Annotated in this window: 17 protein-coding genes; 12 read left to right on the top strand and 5 right to left on the bottom strand. The window is 72.0% G+C overall.

Going from position 1 to position 18,927, the window contains the following annotated elements:
- Nucleotides 1-87: 87 nt before the first annotated feature.
- The 9 genes from ACFO60_RS02525 (at nt 88) to dapB (ending at nt 9,525) form a co-directional block, all read left to right on the top strand.
- The gene (locus ACFO60_RS02525; RefSeq protein WP_380836245.1) at nt 88-387 is read left to right on the top strand and encodes a DUF503 domain-containing protein; all 300 of its coding nucleotides are present in this window, start codon (nt 88-90) and stop codon (nt 385-387) included.
- Between the two features lie 66 nt (nt 388-453).
- Entirely contained in the window at nt 454-951 is a 498-nt protein-coding gene (rbfA, locus tag ACFO60_RS02520; RefSeq protein WP_380836447.1) for a 30S ribosome-binding factor RbfA, read from the top strand.
- On the top strand, nt 948-1,973 hold the full coding sequence (locus ACFO60_RS02515) for a DHH family phosphoesterase (RefSeq protein WP_380836243.1): 1,026 nt from the start codon (nt 948-950) through the stop codon (nt 1,971-1,973). The genes rbfA and ACFO60_RS02515 overlap by 4 nt, the downstream gene beginning before the upstream one ends.
- Nucleotides 1,974-2,025: 52 nt before the next feature.
- Nucleotides 2,026-3,075: a tRNA pseudouridine(55) synthase TruB gene (truB, locus tag ACFO60_RS02510; protein ID WP_380836241.1), complete on the top strand. Its 1,050-nt coding sequence runs from the start codon at nt 2,026-2,028 to the stop codon at nt 3,073-3,075.
- A gap of 148 nt (nt 3,076-3,223) precedes the next feature.
- On the top strand, nt 3,224-4,177 hold the full coding sequence (locus tag ACFO60_RS02505) for a bifunctional riboflavin kinase/FAD synthetase (protein ID WP_380836240.1): 954 nt from the start codon (nt 3,224-3,226) through the stop codon (nt 4,175-4,177).
- A 176-nt stretch (nt 4,178-4,353) separates the two neighbouring features.
- A complete protein-coding gene (rpsO, locus tag ACFO60_RS02500) occupies nt 4,354-4,623 on the top strand; it encodes a 30S ribosomal protein S15 (protein WP_354835243.1) in 270 nt (89 codons plus the stop codon).
- Between the two features lie 411 nt (nt 4,624-5,034).
- Complete coding sequence (locus ACFO60_RS02495) at nt 5,035-7,368, top strand: polyribonucleotide nucleotidyltransferase (protein ID WP_380836239.1); 2,334 nt, start codon at nt 5,035-5,037, stop codon at nt 7,366-7,368.
- Nucleotides 7,365-8,678, top strand: coding sequence for a M16 family metallopeptidase (locus ACFO60_RS02490; RefSeq protein ID WP_380836238.1), 1,314 nt, complete (start codon nt 7,365-7,367; stop codon nt 8,676-8,678). The genes ACFO60_RS02495 and ACFO60_RS02490 overlap by 4 nt, the downstream gene beginning before the upstream one ends.
- Before the next feature lie 109 nt (nt 8,679-8,787).
- A complete protein-coding gene (gene dapB / locus ACFO60_RS02485; protein ID WP_380836236.1) occupies nt 8,788-9,525 on the top strand; it encodes a 4-hydroxy-tetrahydrodipicolinate reductase in 738 nt (245 codons plus the stop codon).
- Between the two features lie 164 nt (nt 9,526-9,689).
- Here the strand turns inward: dapB and ACFO60_RS02480 are convergent, their stop codons facing one another.
- From ACFO60_RS02480 to ACFO60_RS02465, 4 genes are all read right to left on the bottom strand, one after another.
- Nucleotides 9,690-10,559, bottom strand: coding sequence for a 1,4-dihydroxy-2-naphthoate polyprenyltransferase (locus ACFO60_RS02480; RefSeq protein WP_380836234.1), 870 nt, complete (start codon nt 10,557-10,559; stop codon nt 9,690-9,692).
- A 137-nt stretch (nt 10,560-10,696) separates the two neighbouring features.
- On the bottom strand, nt 10,697-11,302 hold the full coding sequence (locus tag ACFO60_RS02475) for a GNAT family N-acetyltransferase (RefSeq protein ID WP_380836232.1): 606 nt from the start codon (nt 11,300-11,302) through the stop codon (nt 10,697-10,699).
- Nucleotides 11,303-11,439: 137 nt separating this feature from the next.
- Nucleotides 11,440-12,039: a CGNR zinc finger domain-containing protein gene (locus ACFO60_RS02470; RefSeq protein WP_380836230.1), complete on the bottom strand. Its 600-nt coding sequence runs from the start codon at nt 12,037-12,039 to the stop codon at nt 11,440-11,442.
- A 46-nt stretch (nt 12,040-12,085) separates the two neighbouring features.
- Complete coding sequence (locus ACFO60_RS02465; protein WP_380836228.1) at nt 12,086-13,504, bottom strand: aminotransferase-like domain-containing protein; 1,419 nt, start codon at nt 13,502-13,504, stop codon at nt 12,086-12,088.
- Nucleotides 13,505-13,796: 292 nt separating this feature from the next.
- On the opposite strand from ACFO60_RS02465, the gene ACFO60_RS02460 reads away from it, so the two are divergent.
- Nucleotides 13,797-14,702: a DMT family transporter gene (locus ACFO60_RS02460; RefSeq protein WP_380836226.1), complete on the top strand. Its 906-nt coding sequence runs from the start codon at nt 13,797-13,799 to the stop codon at nt 14,700-14,702.
- Nucleotides 14,703-14,772: 70 nt separating this feature from the next.
- Here ACFO60_RS02460 and ACFO60_RS02455 read toward each other — a convergent pair whose 3' ends face one another.
- Nucleotides 14,773-15,516: a GntR family transcriptional regulator gene (locus tag ACFO60_RS02455; protein ID WP_380836224.1), complete on the bottom strand. Its 744-nt coding sequence runs from the start codon at nt 15,514-15,516 to the stop codon at nt 14,773-14,775.
- 479 nt (nt 15,517-15,995) lie between these two features.
- On the opposite strand from ACFO60_RS02455, the gene dapA reads away from it, so the two are divergent.
- Entirely contained in the window at nt 15,996-16,910 is a 915-nt protein-coding gene (gene dapA, locus ACFO60_RS02450; protein WP_380836222.1) for a 4-hydroxy-tetrahydrodipicolinate synthase, read from the top strand.
- Between the two features lie 253 nt (nt 16,911-17,163).
- Nucleotides 17,164-18,849, top strand: a complete 1,686-nt coding sequence (locus ACFO60_RS02445; RefSeq protein WP_380836221.1) for a ribonuclease J — start codon at nt 17,164-17,166, stop codon at nt 18,847-18,849.
- Nucleotides 18,850-18,927: the final 78 nt, after the last annotated feature.

Genomic DNA, 18,927 nt, shown 5'->3' with positions numbered 1-18,927 from the left:
GCGGCGTGAGACAAGGCGGAGGGTGTCCGCGGGTCACGGCCCGCGGACACCCCCGGCTTTCATCGCCTCCGCACCGCGGCGTCAGCCATGTACATAGGTGCTCTGACTCTGGACATCCTGCTCGGCGACGTACGCTCGCTGAAGCAGAAGCGCTCAGTGGTGCGTCCACTCATCGCCGAGGTGCGCCGCCGGTTCCCGGCGGTCGCGGTGGCCGAGACCGGCCATCTCGACCTGCACCGGCGCACCGAGATCGGCGTCGCCGTGGTGTCGTCGACGGCCGTCAACTGCGGTGAGGTGCTCGACGACTGTGAGCGGCTCGTAGCGTTCCATCCGGAAATCGAGCTGCTGTCCGCGAGGCGGCGGCTGTACAACGAGGACGAAGATTAGGGCCCGCGGGAAGTAGCGATTCCTGCGGGCCGTTAAGCGATAAAAGCGACAAAGAGGGGGAGCGCGATCGTGGACGCAGCACGCGCCCGTAAACTTGCGGACCGCATTCAGCAGATCGTCGCCGAGATGCTGGAGCGCCGGATCAAAGACCCGCGCCTCGGCTTCGTGACGGTGACCGACACCCGCATCACCGCCGACCTTCGAGACGCGACGGTCTTCTACACGGTGTTCGGCTCCGACGCCGAGCGCGCCGACACCGCCGCCGCCCTTGAGAGCGCCAAGGGGATCATCCGTGCCGAGGTGGGGCGCCAGACCGGCGTGCGGTTCACCCCGACCCTCACCTTCAGCCACGACCCGCTCCCCGACAGCGCCCGCCACCTCGACGAGCTCATCGCCGAGGCCAAGGCCCGCGACGAGGAGATCGCCGAGCGCGCGCGCAACGCCGTGCACGCGGGCGAGCCCGACCCCTACCGCAAGCCGGGCGACGAGAGCCCCGATGGCGAGGAGCCGCCAGGGGGGTTCGAGACCGAGTCGCACGACCGGGCGGGGCGTTCCGCACAGTGACGCCCAGCACCCCCACCGGCCCTCCCGCGTTCACGGTGCGAGACGACGACTGGCGCCGCGCCGTCCGGCTCGTCCAGGACGCGCGGGAGGTGGCGCTGGTCTGCCACGTGGCCCCCGACGGCGACGCCCTCGGTTCCATGCTCGGCTTCGGCATGGCGTTGCGGCGAGCGGGCAAGCGCGTCGCGGCCTCCTTCGGCGACCGCCGGTTCGCCGTGCCCCGGCTGCTGCGCTTCCTGCCCGGCCAGGACCTGCTGGTCGAGCCGGCGGCCTACCCCGCTGAGCCCGATCTGATGATCAGCTTCGACGTGCCGACGATCGACCGCCTCGGCCTGCTCGCTCCGCACGCGGGCAAGGCGGCCGAGCTCATCGTCATCGACCACCATCCCTCCAACACCGGGTTCGGCAGCGTCCCCATCGTCGACCCCCGCGCCGCGTCGACGTCCATGCTGGTGGAGGAGCTGATGACGCGGCTCGGCTACGAGGTCGACCACGACATCGCCACCTGCCTGTACACCGGCCTGGTCACCGACACCGGCTCGTTCAAGCACGCCTCGACGACCCCGGCGGTGCACGAGATGGCGGCCCGGCTGGTGGCGGCCGGCCTGCGCACCGACGAGATCGCCCGCGAGCTGTGGGACCGCTCCCCGTTCTGCTTCCTCAAGCTCCTCGGCACGGTCCTCGGCCGCGTCCGGCTCGACCAGGAGGCCGCCGGAGGCGCCGGCATGGTGTGGACCTACGTCTCCCACGCCGACCGGGCGACGCACTGCCTGCCGTACGAGGAGGTCGAGGGCATCATCGACGTCATCCGCCGCACCGACGAGCCGGACGTCGCGGTCGTGCTCAAGGAGGACGACGACGGGGCGTGGCAGGTCTCCACCCGCTCCAAGGGGCAGGTCGACGTGGGCCGCGCCTGCACGGCCATGGGAGGCGGCGGCCACGTCCGCGCGGCGGGGTTCACCTCGCACGACACCCCCGAGGCGACCATCGCCAAGCTGTGCGCGCTCCTCGGCCCGCCGAGCTGAGCGGCGCCCGCCCGTTCCTTTCCACCGCAGACGAGACTTCGAGGATGTGCCGATGAGTACGGCCGGCAGCGAGCCGAGCGCCCCGGCGGGCGGCGAGCCGAGCGTCGCGCTGGGCGGTGAGCCGGGCGTCGCGATCGACGCGCCGGGCGTCGCGATCGACGCGCCGGGCGTCGCGACGGGCGGTGAGCCGGGCGTCCCGGCCACCGGAGGGACGCGCGTGAGGCGTCCCCCGCCGCCCAGCGGACTGATCATCGTGGACAAGCCGTCCGGATGGACCTCCCACGACGTCGTCGGCAAGATGCGCCGCCTGGCCGGCACCCGCCGCGTCGGCCACGCCGGCACCCTGGACCCGATGGCCACCGGCGTGCTGGTGGTGGGCGTCGAGAAGGCCACCCGGCTGCTCGGCCACCTGACGCTCACCGAGAAGGGCTACGACGCCACCATCCGGCTCGGCGTCACCACCAACACCGACGACGCCGAGGGCGAGATCCTGGCCGAGGTCCCAGCGGGCCACGTGAGCGACGAGGCCGTCCACGCCGGCGTCGCCGCGCTCATCGGCCCGATAGAACAGGTTCCGCCGCAGGTCAGCGCGATCAAGGTGAACGGCGAGCGCGCCTACAAGCGGGCCAGGGCCGGCGAGGAGGTCGAGCTGCGGGCCCGTCCGGTCACCGTGCACGCCTTCGAGGTCACCGGCGTGCGGCGTGACGGCGACGCGATCGAGGTGGACGCCTCGGTGAGGTGCTCCAGCGGCACCTACATCCGCTCGCTGGCCCGCGACCTCGGCGCCGCGCTCGGCGTCGGCGGCCACCTGACCCGCCTGCGCCGCACCCGCGTCGGCCCCTACGACCTGGCGCAGGCGCGCACCATCGAGCAGCTCGCGCACGACTGCGCCATCCTGCCGATGGCCGAGGCGGTGGCCGCGGCGTTCCCGCGGATGGACGTCTCGGCCGAGGAGGCCAAGCTGATCGGCCATGGCGGGCGGCTGGCCTCGGCCGGCCTGGGCAGCGGCCCCATCGGCGTCTTCGGCCCCGACGGCGCCCTTCTCGCCCTGGTCGAGGAGCGCGGCCGCTCGGTCAAGCCTCTTGCCGTCTTCGTCCCCTGAGGCGCCCGCCGACGCGTGATCTCCCTGACTACGCGGGGCCGTCGCCCGGCGGCCTCGTCGCTGGGCTACCCTCGTCCCCGTACGGGGAAAGCGCTTCGCATGGCAGGCTTGGACGAGCGCGACCATCACCACAAGGAGCGAGGTCGAGGTGCAGGGCTGGCACGGACTCGACGACGTGCCCAGGGAATGGGGCAGGTCCGTCATCACGATCGGGGTGTTCGACGGTGTGCACCAAGGTCATCAGCGCATGGTCGAACGTGCCGTCGCGATGGCGGCCGACCTGGGGGCGGCCTCCGTGGTGATCACGTTCGACCCCCATCCGGGCGAGGTGGTCAGGCCGGGCAGCCACCCGCCGAGGCTGACCACGGCCCGGCACCGCATCGAGCTGCTCGGCGCGCTTGGCGTGGACGCCGTGTGCGTGCTGCCGTTCACGCTGGAGTTCTCCCAGATGACCCCGGACGAGTTCGTCCAGGCGGTCCTCGTCGACCGGCTGCACGCCGCAGGGGTCGTGGTGGGGGAGAACTTCCGGTTCGGCCACAAGGCGGCGGGCGACATCGAGACGCTGCGCCAGCTGGGTGAGAAGTACGACTTCGTGGCCGAGGGGGTCCCGTTGGTGAGCAACGGCGAGGCGATCTCCTCGAGCATGATCCGCGAGCTGCTCGCCTCGGGCGACGTCGGGGGCGCCGCGGAGGCGCTCGGCCGGCCGCACCGCGTCGAGGGCGTCGTGGTGCGCGGCCACCAGCGCGGCAAGGCGCTGCTGGGCTTCCCGACGGCCAACGTCGAGTCGCCGGCGTTCACCGCCATCCCGGCCGACGGGGTCTACGCCGGCTGGCTCCAGTGCACCCAGTCACCCTCTCCCTACGAGGGCGACCGATGGCCGGCGGCGATCTCCATCGGCACCAACCCGACGTTCGAGGGCATCGAGCGCACCGTCGAGGCGTACGCCCTGGACCGCGACGACCTCGACCTGTACGGGGCGCACGTCGTGGTGGACTTCACCGCCCGGCTCCGCGAAACGCTGAAGTTCGACTCCATCGAGGCGCTCATCGAGCAGATGCGCCGCGACGTCGACGAGGCCCGCCGCCTGCTCACCGGCGCCTGACCGGCGCGAGAGCCGGTTCGCTCATTGAGCGCGTCGACTTCGCGACGGTGGTAACCTGACGTGTCGGCTCGGCATGGGCTTCGCGCTGCCGCCGACCTGTTACGGCGACTGTAGGCACACACGGTCGTGCGTAGTCCACCATCTGACGTGTGCCCGTAGACAGTTGAAGGAGAGCCGTGTCGCTCGACACCGCCGCCAAGAAGACGATCATCGACGAGTATGGCACCGGAGACGGTGACACCGGGTCCCCCGAGGTGCAGATCGCGCTGCTCAGCAAGCGCATCAGCGAGCTCACCGAGCACCTCAAGACCCACAAGCACGACCACCACAGCCGCCGGGGGCTCCTGCTGCTGGTCGGCCGCCGCCGCCGCCTGCTCAAGTACCTCATGAGCAAGGACATCACGCGCTACCGCACCCTGATCGAGCGGCTCGGCCTGCGCCGATAGTCTGGGAGGGAGCGGCTCGGCGCCGCTCCCTCTTCCATATCAGGGCAAAGGCCGCCTGATATGGAGAAATGGGTCGGCGCGTCCCGTGCGACGCGGACCCGTTTCCGAGCACACTGGCCTAGCGAGACAACTGAACAGCCGAGAAAGTGCCCCGCGTCCGCACAGCACAGCAACGCGCGTCCCGTGACGCCTGCGGGCCGGTCCTCGGTAGTGGCTTCCGGATGCCGACGGCGAACGCGCCGCGCAGTCCGGGTGCTTCGATCGAAGACCGGCGCTGCACATGACGGGGAGCCGGCATAACGGAGCCGGGCACGAGCCCGCCGATCGCGACGAGATACACGGTCGGCCGGTGAGTGCCCGAGCGAGTGCGAACCACAGCACGGACGCGGGCGACCGAAGAGGAGGTCCCCCGTGGAGGGTGTCCACAGCACGGAAGCCGTGATCGACAACGGCTCATTCGGCACGCGTACCATCCGGTTCGAGACCGGGCGGCTCGCGCGCCAGGCGGCGGGAAGCGCCGTCGTCTACCTTGACGACGACACGATGATCCTGTCCGCCACCACCGCGTCCAAGCATCCGAAGGAGAGCTTGGACTTCTTCCCGCTCACCGTCGACGTCGAAGAGCGGATGTACGCCGCGGGCCGCATCCCCGGCTCGTTCTTCCGCCGTGAGGGCCGGCCGTCCGAGGACGCCATCCTCACCTGCCGTCTGATCGACCGCCCGCTGCGCCCCTCCTTCGTCAAGGGCCTGCGCAACGAGGTGCAGGTCGTGGCGACGATCATGGCGCTCAACCCCGACCACCTGTACGACGTGGTGGCCATCAACGCGGCCAGCCTGTCGACCCAGCTCGCCGGCCTGCCGTTCTCCGGCCCGATCGGCGGCGTGCGCGTCGCGCTGATCGGCGGCCAGTGGGTGGGCTTCCCGACCCACTCCGAGCTGGAGGGCGCGACCTTCGACATGGTCGTCGCCGGTCGCGTGCTCGATGACGGCGACGTCGCGATCATGATGGTCGAGGCCGAGTCCACCCGCGACACCCTCAAGCTCGTCGCCGACGGCGCCGTGGCCCCGACCGAGGAGACCGTCGCCGAGGGCCTGGAGGCCGCGAAGCCGTTCATCAAGGTGCTCTGCGAGGCGCAGGGCAAGATCGCCCAGGTCGCCGCCAAGGAGACCGCGCAGTTCCCGGTCTTCCTGGACTACCAGGAGGACGCCTACGAGGCCGTCAGCGGGGCCGTGAAGAGCGAGCTGGCCTCCGCGCTGACCATCGCCGGCAAGAAGGAGCGCGAGACCGAGCTCGACCGGGTCAAGGCCCTCGCCATCGAGAAGGTCGGCTCCGACTTCGAGGGACGCGAGAAGGAGCTCTCCGCGGCGTTCCGCTCGCTCACCAAGAAGCTCATGCGCGAGCGGGTCATCAGCGAGGGCATCCGCATCGACGGCCGGGGCACCAAGGACATCCGCCAGCTCAGCGCCGAGGTCCACGTGGTCCCGCGGGTCCACGGCTCGGCCCTGTTCGAGCGCGGCGAGACCCAGATCATGGGCATCACCACGCTGAACATGCTGCGCATGGAGCAGATGATCGACACGCTCAACCCCGAGCGCACCAAGCGCTACATGCACAACTACAACTTCCCGCCTTACTCCACCGGTGAGACCGGCCGCGTGGGCTCGCCCAAGCGCCGCGAGATCGGCCACGGCGCGCTCGCCGAGAGGGCGCTGCTGCCGGTGCTGCCCACCCGCGAGGAGTTCCCCTACGCCATCCGCCAGGTGTCGGAGGCGCTGGGCTCCAACGGCTCGACCAGCATGGGCTCGGTCTGCGCCTCGACCATGGCGCTCCTGGACGCCGGTGTCCCGCTGAAGAAGATGGTCGCGGGCATCGCCATGGGTCTCATCGGCGAGGGCGACCAGTTCGTCACGCTGACCGACATCCTCGGCGCCGAGGACGCCATGGGCGACATGGACTTCAAGGTCGCCGGCACCCGTGAGCTCATCACCGCCCTGCAGCTCGACACCAAGCTCGACGGCATCCCGGCCTCGGTGCTGGCCGGCGCGCTCAAGCAGGCCAAGGCGGCGCGGCTGGCGATCCTCGACGTGATGCAGGAGGCGATCGACTCCCCGGCGGAGATGAACCCGACCGCGCCGCGCATCATCACGATCAAGGTCCCGGTCGACAAGATCGGCGAGGTCATCGGCCCGAAGGGCAAGATGATCAACCAGATCCAGGACGACACCGGCGCCGAGATCACCATCGAGGACGACGGCACGATCTACATCGGGGCGACCGACGGCCCGTCGGCCGAGGCCGCGCGCACGACGATCAACTCGATCGCCAACCCGCACATGCCCGAGATCGGCGAGCGCTACCTGGGCACGGTCGTCAAGATCGCCGCCTTCGGCGCGTTCATCAGCCTGCTGCCCGGCAAGGACGGCCTGCTGCACGTCTCCCAGATCCGCAAGCTGCACGGCGGCAAGCGCATCGAGAACGTCGAGGACGTCATGAACGTCGGCGACAAGGTCCAGGTGGAGATCGCCGAGATCGACTCGCGCGGCAAGCTGTCCCTGGTGCCGGTCGAGGTCATCGAGAAGGAGTCCGCGGCCAAGGCCGAGAGCGGCGCCGACGACGACGACGCCCCCGAGGCCGAGACCGAGCCGCGCGAAGAGCGTGCCGAGCGCGGTGAGCGTTCCGAGCGCTCCGGCGACCGGCCGCGCCGTTCCCGCACCCGAGGCGGACGGGACGACCGCAACTCGTGACGACCACCACCACTGTGCACCCCGGCAAGGACGGCGCCGGGGTCGTACGGCGCACCGTCCTCCCCGGTGGGCTGCGGGTGGTGACCGAGACCATGCCGACCGTGCGTTCCGTCGCGGTCGGCATGTGGGTCGGCATCGGCTCGCGTGACGAGGCCCCCGAGCACACGGGGGCCACCCACTTCCTCGAACACCTGCTGTTCAAGGGCACTCCCACGCGCGACGCGCTGGAGATCTCCGCGGCGATCGAGGGCATCGGCGGCGAGATCAACGCGTTCACCGCCAAGGAGTACACCTGCTATTACGCACGGGTGCTCGACGAGGACCTCCCGCTGGCCATCGACGTGCTGGCCGACGTCGTCACCTCCTCCCTGATCACCGCCGAGGACGTCGAGTCCGAGCGCGGAGTGATCCTGGAGGAGATCGCCATGCACGACGACGACCCGTCGGACGTCGTGCACGAGCAGTTCTCCGCGGAGCTGTACGGCGACACGCCCATCGGGCGGCCCATCCTCGGGTCGGTCGAGTCGATCAACGAGCTGTCGCGCGACCGCATCGCCGAGTACTACCAGAGTTACTACCTGCCCCCGCACACCGTCGTCTCGGTGTGCGGCAACATCACCCATGAACGGGTGGTCGAACTGGTGGCCGCGGCCTACCAGCGGGCGGGCGCGCTCGGCGGCTCGGCGAGTCCGGCCCCGCCACGCCTGTCAGGCCCGGGGGCCGCGCCGCGCGCGGGCGTCCGGGTGGTCGACCGGCCGACCGAGCAGGCCAACCTGGTGCTCGGCACCACCGCCTACTCGCGCACCGACGACCGCCGCTTCGCCCTGGGCGTCCTCAACGCCGCCCTCGGCGGAGGCATGTCGTCGCGCCTGTTCCAGGAGATCCGCGAGAAGCGGGGCCTGGCCTACTCGGCGTACAGCTACACGGCCCAGTACGCCGACACCGGCCAGTTCGGCGTCTATGTCGGCTGCCTGCCCGCCAAGATCGACGACGTGCTGAAGATCTGCCGCGAGGAGATCGCCCGGGTCGTCGCCGAGAGCATCACCGAGGAGGAGCTCCAGCGCGGCAAGGGCCAGATGCGCGGCGGCCTCGTCCTCGGCCTGGAGGACACCGGCTCGCGCATGTCGCGCATCGGCAAGAGCGAGCTGGTGTACGACACGCTGATGCCGGTGGACGAGGTGCTGGCGCGCATCGAGTCGGTCACGCCCGACCAGGTCGACGCGGTCGCCAAGGAGATCCTCACCCAGCCGATGTCCCTGGCGGTCATCGGCCCCTACGGCGACAAGGACTTCACCTCCTTCATCGCCTGATCCACCCGGTACCCGAGAATGCCCGGCCCTGCCTGCGCAGGCCGGGCATTCTTCGCGGGGAAGCGGTGGCCGCGATGGCGGCGTGGGGTTGGCGGTACGCTTGGGGCTCGTGATCAGGGTTGGAGTTCTGGGCGCCCGCGGGCGCGTCGGCGTGGAAGTCTGCAAGGCCGTGCACGCGGCCGACGACATGGAGCTGGTGGCCGCCGTCGACGCCGGCGACGACATCGAGTCGCTGTCGGCCGCCGAGGTGGTCGTCGACTTCACCCACCCCGACGTGGTCATGGACAATCTCAAGTGGTGCATCGAGCACGGCGTCCACCCCGTGGTCGGCACCACCGGCTTCGACGCCGGGCGTCTGGGCACCGTCCGCGGGTGGCTCGACGCCAACCCCGGCGTCAACGCCCTGATCGCCCCCAACTTCGGCATCGCCGCGGTGCTGATGATGCACTTCGCCCAGCAGGCCGCGCGCTACTTCGACTCCGTCGAGATCGTCGAGCTGCACCACCCGAACAAGGCCGACGCCCCCTCCGGCACCGCCCGGCGCACGGCCGAGCTGGTCGCCGCCGCCCGGCGCGAGGCCGGTCTCGGGGCCATGCCGGACGCGACGACCGCCGAGCTCCCCGGAGCGCGCGGCGCGGACGTCGACGGGGTGCGGGTGCACGGGGTGCGCCTGGCCGGCCTGATCGCCCACCAGGAGGTCCTGCTCGGCGGCGACGGCGAGATCCTGACGATCCGCCACGACACCATGAACCGCTCGTCGTTCACGCCGGGCGTCCTGCTCGGCGTCCGCCGCGTCCGTGAGCTGCCCGGCCTCACCATCGGCCTGGAGAACCTGCTCGACCTCTGACCGCCCGGCGCGCGCGGGCTGTGCGCGAGCGTGCCCCGGGAACTGAGGCGGCCGCGGGGCGCCCGCGAGAGGGGCCTGGCGGGGTCTCCAGGCCACCCAGAACGGCATTCAGCCCGTGAGTGTCGATTGGCTAACTATGGCCGGTCATATGCCGTTCTGACGGCTTACAGCGCGAACCCGATCGTGAACAGCAGGCCGAAGGCGAGCTGAAGGCGGCCGGTCTGCTGGAGCGTGGCGATCAGGGCCGGACCCGTCGCGCCCCCGAGCACCGTCCTGGCCGGCCCCACCGCGAGCGGCAGCGCCAGCACCGCGAGGGCCGCGAACGGGTGTACGAACCCCAGCGCCCCCGCGATGACGAAGGGCAGCAGCAGGCAGCCGACGTAGAGAACGCGCGTGCGCGCGTCGCCGAGCACGACGGCGAGCGTGCGCTTGCCCGCCGGGGCGTCGGTGACGATGTCCCGCAGGTTGTTGACCACCAGCAGCGCGCAGGCCAGCAGCCCCACCGGCACGGCCGCCGCGACCGCCGGCCACGGGAGGCTCTCCAACTGCACGTAGGTCGTACCGGTGACCGCCACCAGGCCGAAGAAGACGAAGACCGAGATCTCGCCGAATGCCCGGTAGCCGTACGGGCGCGAGCCGCCGGTGTAGAACCACGCGGCGGCGATCGCCAGTGCCCCGACGGCGAGCAGCCACCAGGCGCCGGTCGCCACGACCAGCGCCAGGCCGGCCACGGCCGCCGCCAGGAAGCACCCCAGCGCGGCGAGCAGCACCGAGCGCGGGGCGGCGACGCGGGAGCCGACGAGCCGCAGCGGGCCGACGCGCTGCTCGTCGGTGCCGCGCACGCCGTCGCTGTAGTCGTTGGCGTAGTTGACGCCCACCTGGAGCGCCAGAGCGACGAACAGGGCCGTCAGGGCCCGCCACCAGACCGCCCCGCCGTAGGAGATCGCCACGCCCGTGCCGACGGCGACGGGGACCACCGCCGCGGGGAGGGTGCGGGGCCGTGCCCCCGCGAGCCACTGAGCGGGTGTCGCCAACGTCGCCTCTTCCACGAATCCGGTCCTGCGCGGCCCTGGCGTCCACAGTCGTACGCGCTCGCCGGAGCCGCCCAGGAAAGTGCCTATGCAGGGTAAGTCATGACGGCCGCATGACCCGCGCCGGGGTGGAGTCCGGGTCAGCTGATGTCGGTGCTCAGGCGGATCATGCGTACGGGGTGGCCCATGTCCAGGACGCGCTCGGCCTCGTCGGGGCCCCAGCCCGCCGAGGTGAGGAAGTCGACCATCGCCTTGTCCTCGGCGAAGACCCAGGTGACGACCGCGGTGAAGCCGTCCTCGCGGAGATGGTCGACGGTGGCGTTCAGCAGCCGGCTGCCGTGGCCGCGGCGGGTGTGGCCGGGGTCGACGAGCAGCGTGAGCAGTTCGGCGGCGGTCTCGGGGTCGAGGTCGGGGTCCTCGGCGGGCGCGTGGGAGGCGAGCCCGACCACGCGCTGGACGCCCGGGTCGCCGTGCCCCTCGGCGAGGGAGGCCAGCGGGTCGGCCATGGAGGTCAGCGGGTCGTCGCTCTCGACGGCGACCAGGAGACGATGGTGCGGGGAGGGAGGCGCGGCGATGGCCTCCTCCCACTGGCGGCTCCAGACCTCCCGCGCCGACGCGTCGGTCATCTGCTCGAGCGGCCCCTCGGGCAGCACGTCGCGGTAGGCGGCCTGCCACGCCCGGATCTGGGTGGCCGTCACCGCCGGGACGTCCTCGCGCCGTGCCGCGCGCACCCCCACGTCAGCCATCTGGCCGCCCCCCTCTCCTATGGTCCCAACACCGTATCGGGACCCGCGTGCGGCGATGACCCGCCACCGCGGTCCACCAGGTCGCCCGAGAGCTCCGGAGGTGTCGGGACCCGCGTCCGGCGATCACCCGCAGGCCGTCAGGAGGCGGGCTCGGGGGAGAGCGGGGTGTGCCGGCGTCTGGCGCGGTAGGCACGGGTCTTGGTGCGGTTGCCGCAGACCCGCATGGAGCACCACGACCGCGACCGGTTCTTGGAGGAGTCGATGAACGCCCACTGGCAGGTGTCCTGCGCGCAGACCTTCAGGCGCGGCCAGCCGCCGTCGGCGTGGGCCGAGAGGATGGCGGCGGCGAGCAGGCCGACGCCCCTGGCCGCGCCGGCGCCGAGCGGTTCAGGGACCGGCGTGCGTCCCTCCGCCAGCCTGACCCGCAAGGGCAGCGCGGCCAGGGCGGTCTCGAGTTCGGCGGCCATGCCCGCCGGGGCGGCGTCCGTCTCCACCTCGGCGGCCATGCCCGCTGAGGTGGCGTCCGCGGAGCCCTGGTGGCGCAGCGCCGCCCGCAGCCCTTCGCGCAGGTTGATCGCGAGGGCCCAGTCTTCGTCCACCGCGCGGTCGGTCTCGGAGATCAGCTCGCGTTCGCGCAGCCAGACGGCCAGCTCGGCGGGGGAGGCCAGCTCGTCCGCGTCCGCTTCGACGTCGTAGGTGTTCACGAAGTCGCGGAGCAGCTCCGCCGGCCCATCCATGCCACCACTGTAGGGCAGCAGAAGGTTGGCGCCGCCTGCGCCGGAGTCAGCGGGACCCCCGCCCGAGCTGGGCGTCCAGTGCCGCGCCCAGGCGGCGCACGCCTTCGGCGAGCTCGGCTACGTGGGCGGTCGCGATGTGTGTGACCCGGACGTGCGGCGAGGGGGGTTCGGCGGGGTGGTAGATCGCGCCGGGGCTGACCTGGACACCGGCGCGCTGGGCGCTCTCGACCAGGGCGGTCTCGTCGACCTCGCCGGGGAGCCGCACCCACAGGTGGAGCCCGCCCGCGGGCATGAACGGCAGCTGCCCGGCGGGGAGGTGGCGGGCGAGGGCGGCCGCGAGCGCGTTCCGCCGCGCCGCCAGCTCGGCCGTCACCGATGCGCGGTGGCGCCGCCAGGCGGGCGAGCCGAGGAACTCCAGCGCGGTCTCCTGCAGCGGGCGGGCGACGAAGAACGACTCCACGAGCTGGACCGCCCGGAGCCGCCGCGCGGCGGGTCCCCTCGCGATCACCGCCGCGACCCGCATGCTCGGTGCGGTGATCTTGCTGAGCGAGTTGACGTGAACGACGGTGCCGTGGGCGTCCAGGGTGACCAGCGACGGCGGGACGGCGTCCGTGGTGAGGTAGCGCGCGTAGTCGTCCTCGACGACGAAGGCCCCGGCCGCCCTGGCCACGGCGAGGACCTGATCGCGGCGCTCGGCCGACAGCACCACCCCGGTCGGGTTGTGCAGGGTGGGCTGGCAGTAGAAGACCCGCGCGCCGGTGACGGCGAACGCCTCGGCGAGCAGATCGGGCCGTACGCCGTCGTGGTCGATCGGTACGGCGACCGCGCGCAGCCCGGCCGCCCGGGCGGCGGCCAGCGCCCCGGGGTAGGTCGGCGTCTCGACCAGCATGGCCGCGCCCGGCGGGGACAGCGCGCGGAACGCGTGGGTCAGCGCGGCCTGCCCGCCGCTGACGATGAGCACGTCCGCCTGCGTGACGCCGCCGCCCACCTCGGAGGCGAACCAGCGCCGCAGCTCGGCCAGGCCGTTCAGCGGCGGGAGCGCCCAGGCGTCCGGACGGCGTACGGCGCGGGAGGCGGCGTCCGCGAGCGCCTTGGACGGGCGCAGGCCGGGATGGAGGTAGCCGCCGGTGAGCGGGATGACGCCCTCGGGCGGCGGGGTGAGCAGCCCGGCCACCGCGGCGTCGTCGACCGACCGGTCGCCGAGCGACACCGTCTGCCAGGACAGGTCGGCCGCCTCGCCGGTCGTCGCGGCGACGGAGTGCGCGACGAAGGCGCCGCTGCCCGGACGGGTGATCACCCTGCCCTCGGCGGCCAGCGCCGCGAGCGCCCGCGACACGGTGACCGGGCTGACGCCATGACGCCGCACCAGCTCGCGGCTCGACGGCAGCCGGTCGCCGGGCCGCAGCCTCGCCGCCTCCTCGCGCAGCGATGCCGCGATGCGGACGATACTGCTATCGTCATTCATGAGAGACAACAGTAGCGCTACTGTGCGCTGGGCAGTAGCGGTCCCGTTCACCGGCAGGTTCCGGCGCCGGGGCGGGCCGGCAGGCGCCGTGAGCGCGGGGGCGGTGGTCCCGGGTGCCGTGGCCTCGGATGCCGGGATCTCAGGCGCGGGTGTCTCGGCCGCCGTGGTCTCGGGCGCGGGCGCGGGCGCGGTCTTGGACGCGGGCGTCTCGGGCGTGGGTGTCTCGGGCGCCGTGGTCTTGGACGCGTTTGTCTCCGGTGCAGTGGGTTCAGGCGCGGATGTCGCGGGGGCCGTGGCTTCGGGCGCGGGTGTTTCGGGTGCGGGGATCTCGGGGGAGGGCCGCTGGGCGGGGACGCTGCTGGCGGGGCTGGGGGTCCTCGCGTTCTCGGGGACGTTCCCCGCGACCGCTTTCGCCCTGCGGGGCTTCGACCCGTATCTGGTGGCGGTCGGCCGGGGCGCCGTGGCCGCGCTCGTGGCCGGGGCGTGCCTGCTGGCCGCCGGTGCCCCGCTGCTGCCTCCGCGTGCCCACCTGAGGCCGTACGTCGCGATCGCGCTGGGCGTGGTGTTCGGGTTCCCCCTGTTCAGCGGCCTGGCGCTGGCCGCCGGGGCGAGCGTCTCGCACGCGGCCGTCGTGGTCGGGCTGCTGCCGGCGGCCACGGCCGTCTTCGCCGTCCTGCGGGCGGGGGAGCGGCCTCGCCCGCTGTTCTGGGTGGCGAGCGCCGCCGGGGCCGTCGCCGTCACGACCTTCACCCTCACCAGGGGAGGCGGGCGGCTCGCCGCCGCGGACCTGTTCATGGTGGCCGCGCTGGTCTGCGCGGCGGTCGGGTACACCGAGGGCGGACGCCTCGCACGGCACACGCCCGGGTGGCGGGTCATCTCCCACGCCCTTGTGGTCGCGGCCCCGGTGACCGTGCCGATGGCGGTCGTCCTGGGGTTCACGACCGGCCACCAGGTGTCGGCCGAGGCCGTGGCGGGGTTCGCTTACGTCTCGCTGGTGTCGATGTTCCTGGGCTTCATCCCGTGGTACGCGGGCCTGGCCAGGGGCGGCATCGCCCGTGCCGGGCAGACGCAGCTGCTCCAGCCGCTGCTGGCGCTGGTGCTGGCGTGGTCGCTGCTCGGGGAGACCCTCGACGCGGTCACCCTGGCCGCCGCGCTGGCCGTCCTGCTCTGCGTCGCCCTCACCCAGCGCGCCCGCTGACCCGCGCCGGGACGGTGGCGGGAACGCCGGGCCGTGAGGCGGCGGCCGCCCGGAACGTGCGTATGTGCGATCACATCTCAGGTAACGGGACGGAGTAGACGAGGCGGAAGCGGTCGCCGGGGACGACGATGTCACTGGTCTCGACGGGACGGTCGCCGGACCAGTGGGTGCGCTCGACGTGGAGGACGTGCACGCCGGTGGGCAGGTCGAGCAGGTCGCTCTCGGTCGGCTGGGGCACGCGGGTGTGGACGCTCTCGCGGAGATCGGTGATCTTGACCCCGGCGGCGGACATGCGGGCCAGGAGGCTCTTGCGCCCGTTGGTGCCCTCTTCGGGCAAGGAGTGGACGCGGCCGAACTCGACCGGTTCGTAGGAGGTGGCGAGCTGCATCGGCTTGCCGTCGGTGCGGAACACGTAGCGCGTGCGGATCACCGGGTCGGCGGCCTCGATGCGGAGGCGCCGGGCGATCTCCGGCCCGGCCTTGACGGGTTCGCTGCGCCAGTCCCACGTGGCGCGGCGCCCGCCGGCCTGCATGTCGGCGGCGAACGGGGCGTCGTGGTCGGTGTTGCGGCACCGCTGCAGGGGATAGAGCACGGACTTCTCGCGGACGTAGTGGCCCGAGCCGACCCTGCCGATGATCAGCCCTTCGGCGGCGAGGACGCGCAGGGCGTGCCGGGCGGCGGTCTCGCCGACGCGGAAACGCTGGGTGAGTTGCGCGCGAGACGGGATGGGCGCGCCCGGCGGCAGTATGCCGTCGACTATCTGCGCCCGCAGCTCTTCGACCACACGGAGGTACACCGGGTCGTTGCCAGTCATCCGTCCATCCCTCAGGGAGTTCGAGATCGTTTCCTTATCTTGCCGTAATCGAAGGACAACTAGGAGTAATGGAGAACACTTGGAGTCCCAACTTTACGAAACGTGATTCTGTGGGGACGCAGCGTTCCGCTGGACGGAGAACGGCCTGGGAGTGGAGCCGGGGAGCCGCCCGCGACCTGGGCCGGCGGGCGGAGTGGAGGGACGGGGCGCGCCCGGCGGGCGGCGCCGGATCCTTCCCCGGCGCCGCCCATGCGGACGATCGGAAAATTCTTCTCAGATGTATGTAACGCCCCCGTAAGTGGGGCCGATTGCACGGATAGAGGTCGTCGATGTGTGTACCCCCGAGCACATATCGACGGCCTCTATCCATGTCCGGCGATCTCCGCCGTAACCGGTACACACCCGGATCGGCCGTCGTGTCGCCACGAACCGGGGTGGCGGGGTCCACCGTCTTCGCGGATCCAGGTACCGTTCCGTCTATGGCATCGCCAACCGGAACCTCCGACGCGCCCTTCGGCCGCATGCTGACCGCGATGGTCACGCCGTTCACCGCCGACGGCGCCGTGGACATCGAAGGTGTCCAGCGCCTGGCCACCTATCTCGTTGACGAACAACGCAACGACGGCCTCGTCGTGAGCGGCACGACAGGGGAGTCGGCCACGACCTCCGATGCCGAGAAAGACGCCATCCTGCGGGCCGTGCTCGAAGCGGTCGGCGACCGGGCCACCGTCGTGGCCGGCGCGGGCACCAACGACACCCATCACTCGGTCGAATTGGCGAAGGCCGCCGAGCGCGCCGGCGCCCACGGCCTGCTCGTGGTGACGCCGTACTACAACAAGCCGCCGCAGGAGGGCCTGTACCGCCACTTCACGGCGGTCGCCGACGCCACGGCCCTGCCGGTGATGCTGTACGACATCCCGGGCCGCACGGGCACGGCCATCGCCACCGAGACGCTGCTGCGCCTGAGCTCCCACCCGCGCGTCGCCGCCGTGAAGGACGCCAAGGGCGACCTGTTCGGCGGCTCGCAGGTCATGGCCGCGACCGACCTCGTCTACTACTCCGGCGACGACGCGGTCAACCTGCCCTGGCTGTCGGTCGGCGCCGCCGGCTTCGTCAGCGTGGTCGGCCACGTGGTGGGGGCCGAGCTGGCCTCGATGATCAAGCTGTTCCGGTCGGGCCACGCGGAGGGCGCCCGTTCCGTGCACCAGCGCCTGCTGCCGGTGATCACGGGCATCATGACCCGCACCCAGGGGGCGATCATGACCAAGGCCGCGCTCGGCCTCCTCGGCAGGCCTGTGGGCCCGGTGCGCGCGCCGCTGGTCGACGCCACCGCCGAGCAGGTCGCGATCCTGCGTGAAGACCTGGTGGCGGGCGGCGTGAAGTTGTCCGACTGACATGCCCGCGCAGCGGGTCCCGACGAGAGTGCCGCGCGTCCCGCCGGACGCGCGAGAATTGCCTGGCGTGACCGCCGCACGTCCATCGTGAGCGGCGGAGAGTCCCATCCGGCCCGATCGCCGCGAATTGTCCGCGGCGGGGAGGAACAGAGAGTTTGAGAGAGAGACACGACGAATTCGGCCCGCGACGCGCCGGACGGCTCGGCGAGGGAGCCGTACGCGTGCGGCGGGCCGATGTACACGGGGGTAGATCATGAGTCATCCGCATCCCGAGCTCGGGCCGCCTCCGGCGCTGCCGGAGCACGGCCTGCGCATCGTCGCGCTCGGCGGCCTCGGCGAGATCGGCCGCAACATGGCGGTCTTCGAGTTCGACGGCCGGCTGCTCGTGGTCGACTGCGGCGTGCTGTTCCCAGAGCCCGACCAGCCGGGCGTGGACCTGATCCTCCCGGATTTCGAGTACATCCGGGACCGTCTCGACGACATCGAGGCGGTCGTGCTCACCCACGCCCACGAAGACCACATCGGCGCCGTGCCCTATCTGCTGCGCGAGCGCCGCGACATCCCGCTCGTCGGCTCACGCCTGACCCTCGGCATGATCGAGAGCAAGCTCACCGAGCACCGCATCCAGCCGGTCAAGATCGAGGTGGCCGAGGGGCAGAGGCAGCGGTTCGGGCCGTTCGAGTGCGAGTTCTTCGCGGTCAACCACTCCATCCCCGACGCCCTCGCCGTCGCGATCCGCACGCCCGCGGGCATCGTGCTGCACACGGGCGACTTCAAGATGGACCAGCTCCCGCTCGACGGGCGGCTGACCGACCTCGGCGGGTTCGCGAGGCTCGGCGCCGAGGGCGTCGACCTGCTGATGTCCGACTCCACCAACTCCGAGGTGCCCGGCTTCGTGCCGAGCGAGACCACCATCGGACCGGTGATCGACGAGGTCTTCCGCAGCGCGGCCAAGCGCATCATCGTGGCCTGCTTCGCCTCGCACGTGCACCGCGTGCAGCAGGTGTTCGACGCCGCCGAGGAGAACGGCCGCAAGGTCGCGCTCATCGGGCGCTCGATGGTCAGGAACATGGGCGTGGCCCGGGAGCTCGGGTACCTCCGGGTGCCGGCGGGCCTGCTGGTGGACGCCCGCGAGATCGAAGAGTGGCCGCCGGAGGACGTCGTGCTGATCTGCACGGGGTCCCAGGGCGAGCCCATGGCCGCGCTGTCGCGCATGGCCAACCGCGACCACCCCATCCGGGTCGCCGAAGGTGACACGGTCGTGCTGGCGTCGTCTCTCGTGCCCGGCAACGAGACGGCCGTCAACAAGGTCATCAACGGCCTCACCCGCTGGGGCGCCCGCGTGGTCCACAAGGGCAACGCGCTGGTGCACGTCTCGGGTCACGCCGCCGCGGGCGAGCTGCTGTACGTCCTGAACGCCACCAAGCCGTCCAACTTCATGCCCGTGCACGGCGAGTGGCGCCACCTGCGGGCCCACGCCAAGCTGGCGGCGCTCACCGGCGTGCCGGACGACCACATCGTCATCGCCGAGGACGGCGTGGCCGTCGACCTGGTCGACGGCCGGGCGCGCATCGTCGGCGCGGTGCCGTGCGGCTACGTCTACGTGGACGGCTCGTCGGTCGGCGGCGTCACCGACGTGGCGCTGAAGGACCGCCGCATCCTCGGAGACGAGGGGTTCATCTCGGTGGTCGTGGTCGTCGACTCGACGACGGGCAAGGTCAGCGGCGGCCCCGAGGTGTACGCGCGGGGCTCGGGCATCGAGATCGACGCCTTCGACGCGGTGATCCCGCTGATCGAGAAGGCGCTGCAGGACTCTGCGGCCGACGGTGTGGCCGACATCCAGCAGATGCGCCGCCTGACCCGCCGCATCGTCGGGCGCTGGGTCAACGACACCTACCGCCGCCGCCCGATGATCGTCCCGGTGATCGTCGAGGTCTGATCCGGCGGTCCCCGCGCGTGAAGGGGAGCCGCGAGGACCGCGAGGTCCGACCGGCCGGCCCCGGGCGGGGGAGGACGC

The sequence above is a fragment of the Sphaerisporangium dianthi genome (assembly GCF_042654065.1).
Lineage (GTDB): Bacteria > Actinomycetota > Actinomycetes > Streptosporangiales > Streptosporangiaceae > Sphaerisporangium > Sphaerisporangium dianthi.
This window is presented reverse-complemented; position numbering and strand designations above follow the sequence as displayed.

What these genes read in the sequence shown, in the direction of transcription:
- ACFO60_RS02525 (WP_380836245.1), top strand. Translation starts at nt 88, where the DNA reads ATGTACATAGGTGCTCTGACTCTGGACATCCTGCTCGGCGACGTACGC.
- truB (WP_380836241.1), top strand. Translation starts at nt 2,026, where the DNA reads ATGAGTACGGCCGGCAGCGAGCCGAGCGCCCCGGCGGGCGGCGAGCCG.
- ACFO60_RS02475 (WP_380836232.1), bottom strand. Translation starts at nt 11,302, where the DNA reads ATGGCTGACGTGGGGGTGCGCGCGGCACGGCGCGAGGACGTCCCGGCG.
- ACFO60_RS02470 (WP_380836230.1), bottom strand. Translation starts at nt 12,039, where the DNA reads ATGGATGGGCCGGCGGAGCTGCTCCGCGACTTCGTGAACACCTACGAC.
- ACFO60_RS02465 (WP_380836228.1), bottom strand. Translation starts at nt 13,504, where the DNA reads ATGAATGACGATAGCAGTATCGTCCGCATCGCGGCATCGCTGCGCGAG.
- ACFO60_RS02455 (WP_380836224.1), bottom strand. Translation starts at nt 15,516, where the DNA reads ATGACTGGCAACGACCCGGTGTACCTCCGTGTGGTCGAAGAGCTGCGG.
- dapA (WP_380836222.1), top strand. Translation starts at nt 15,996, where the DNA reads ATGGCATCGCCAACCGGAACCTCCGACGCGCCCTTCGGCCGCATGCTG.
- ACFO60_RS02445 (WP_380836221.1), top strand. Translation starts at nt 17,164, where the DNA reads ATGAGTCATCCGCATCCCGAGCTCGGGCCGCCTCCGGCGCTGCCGGAG.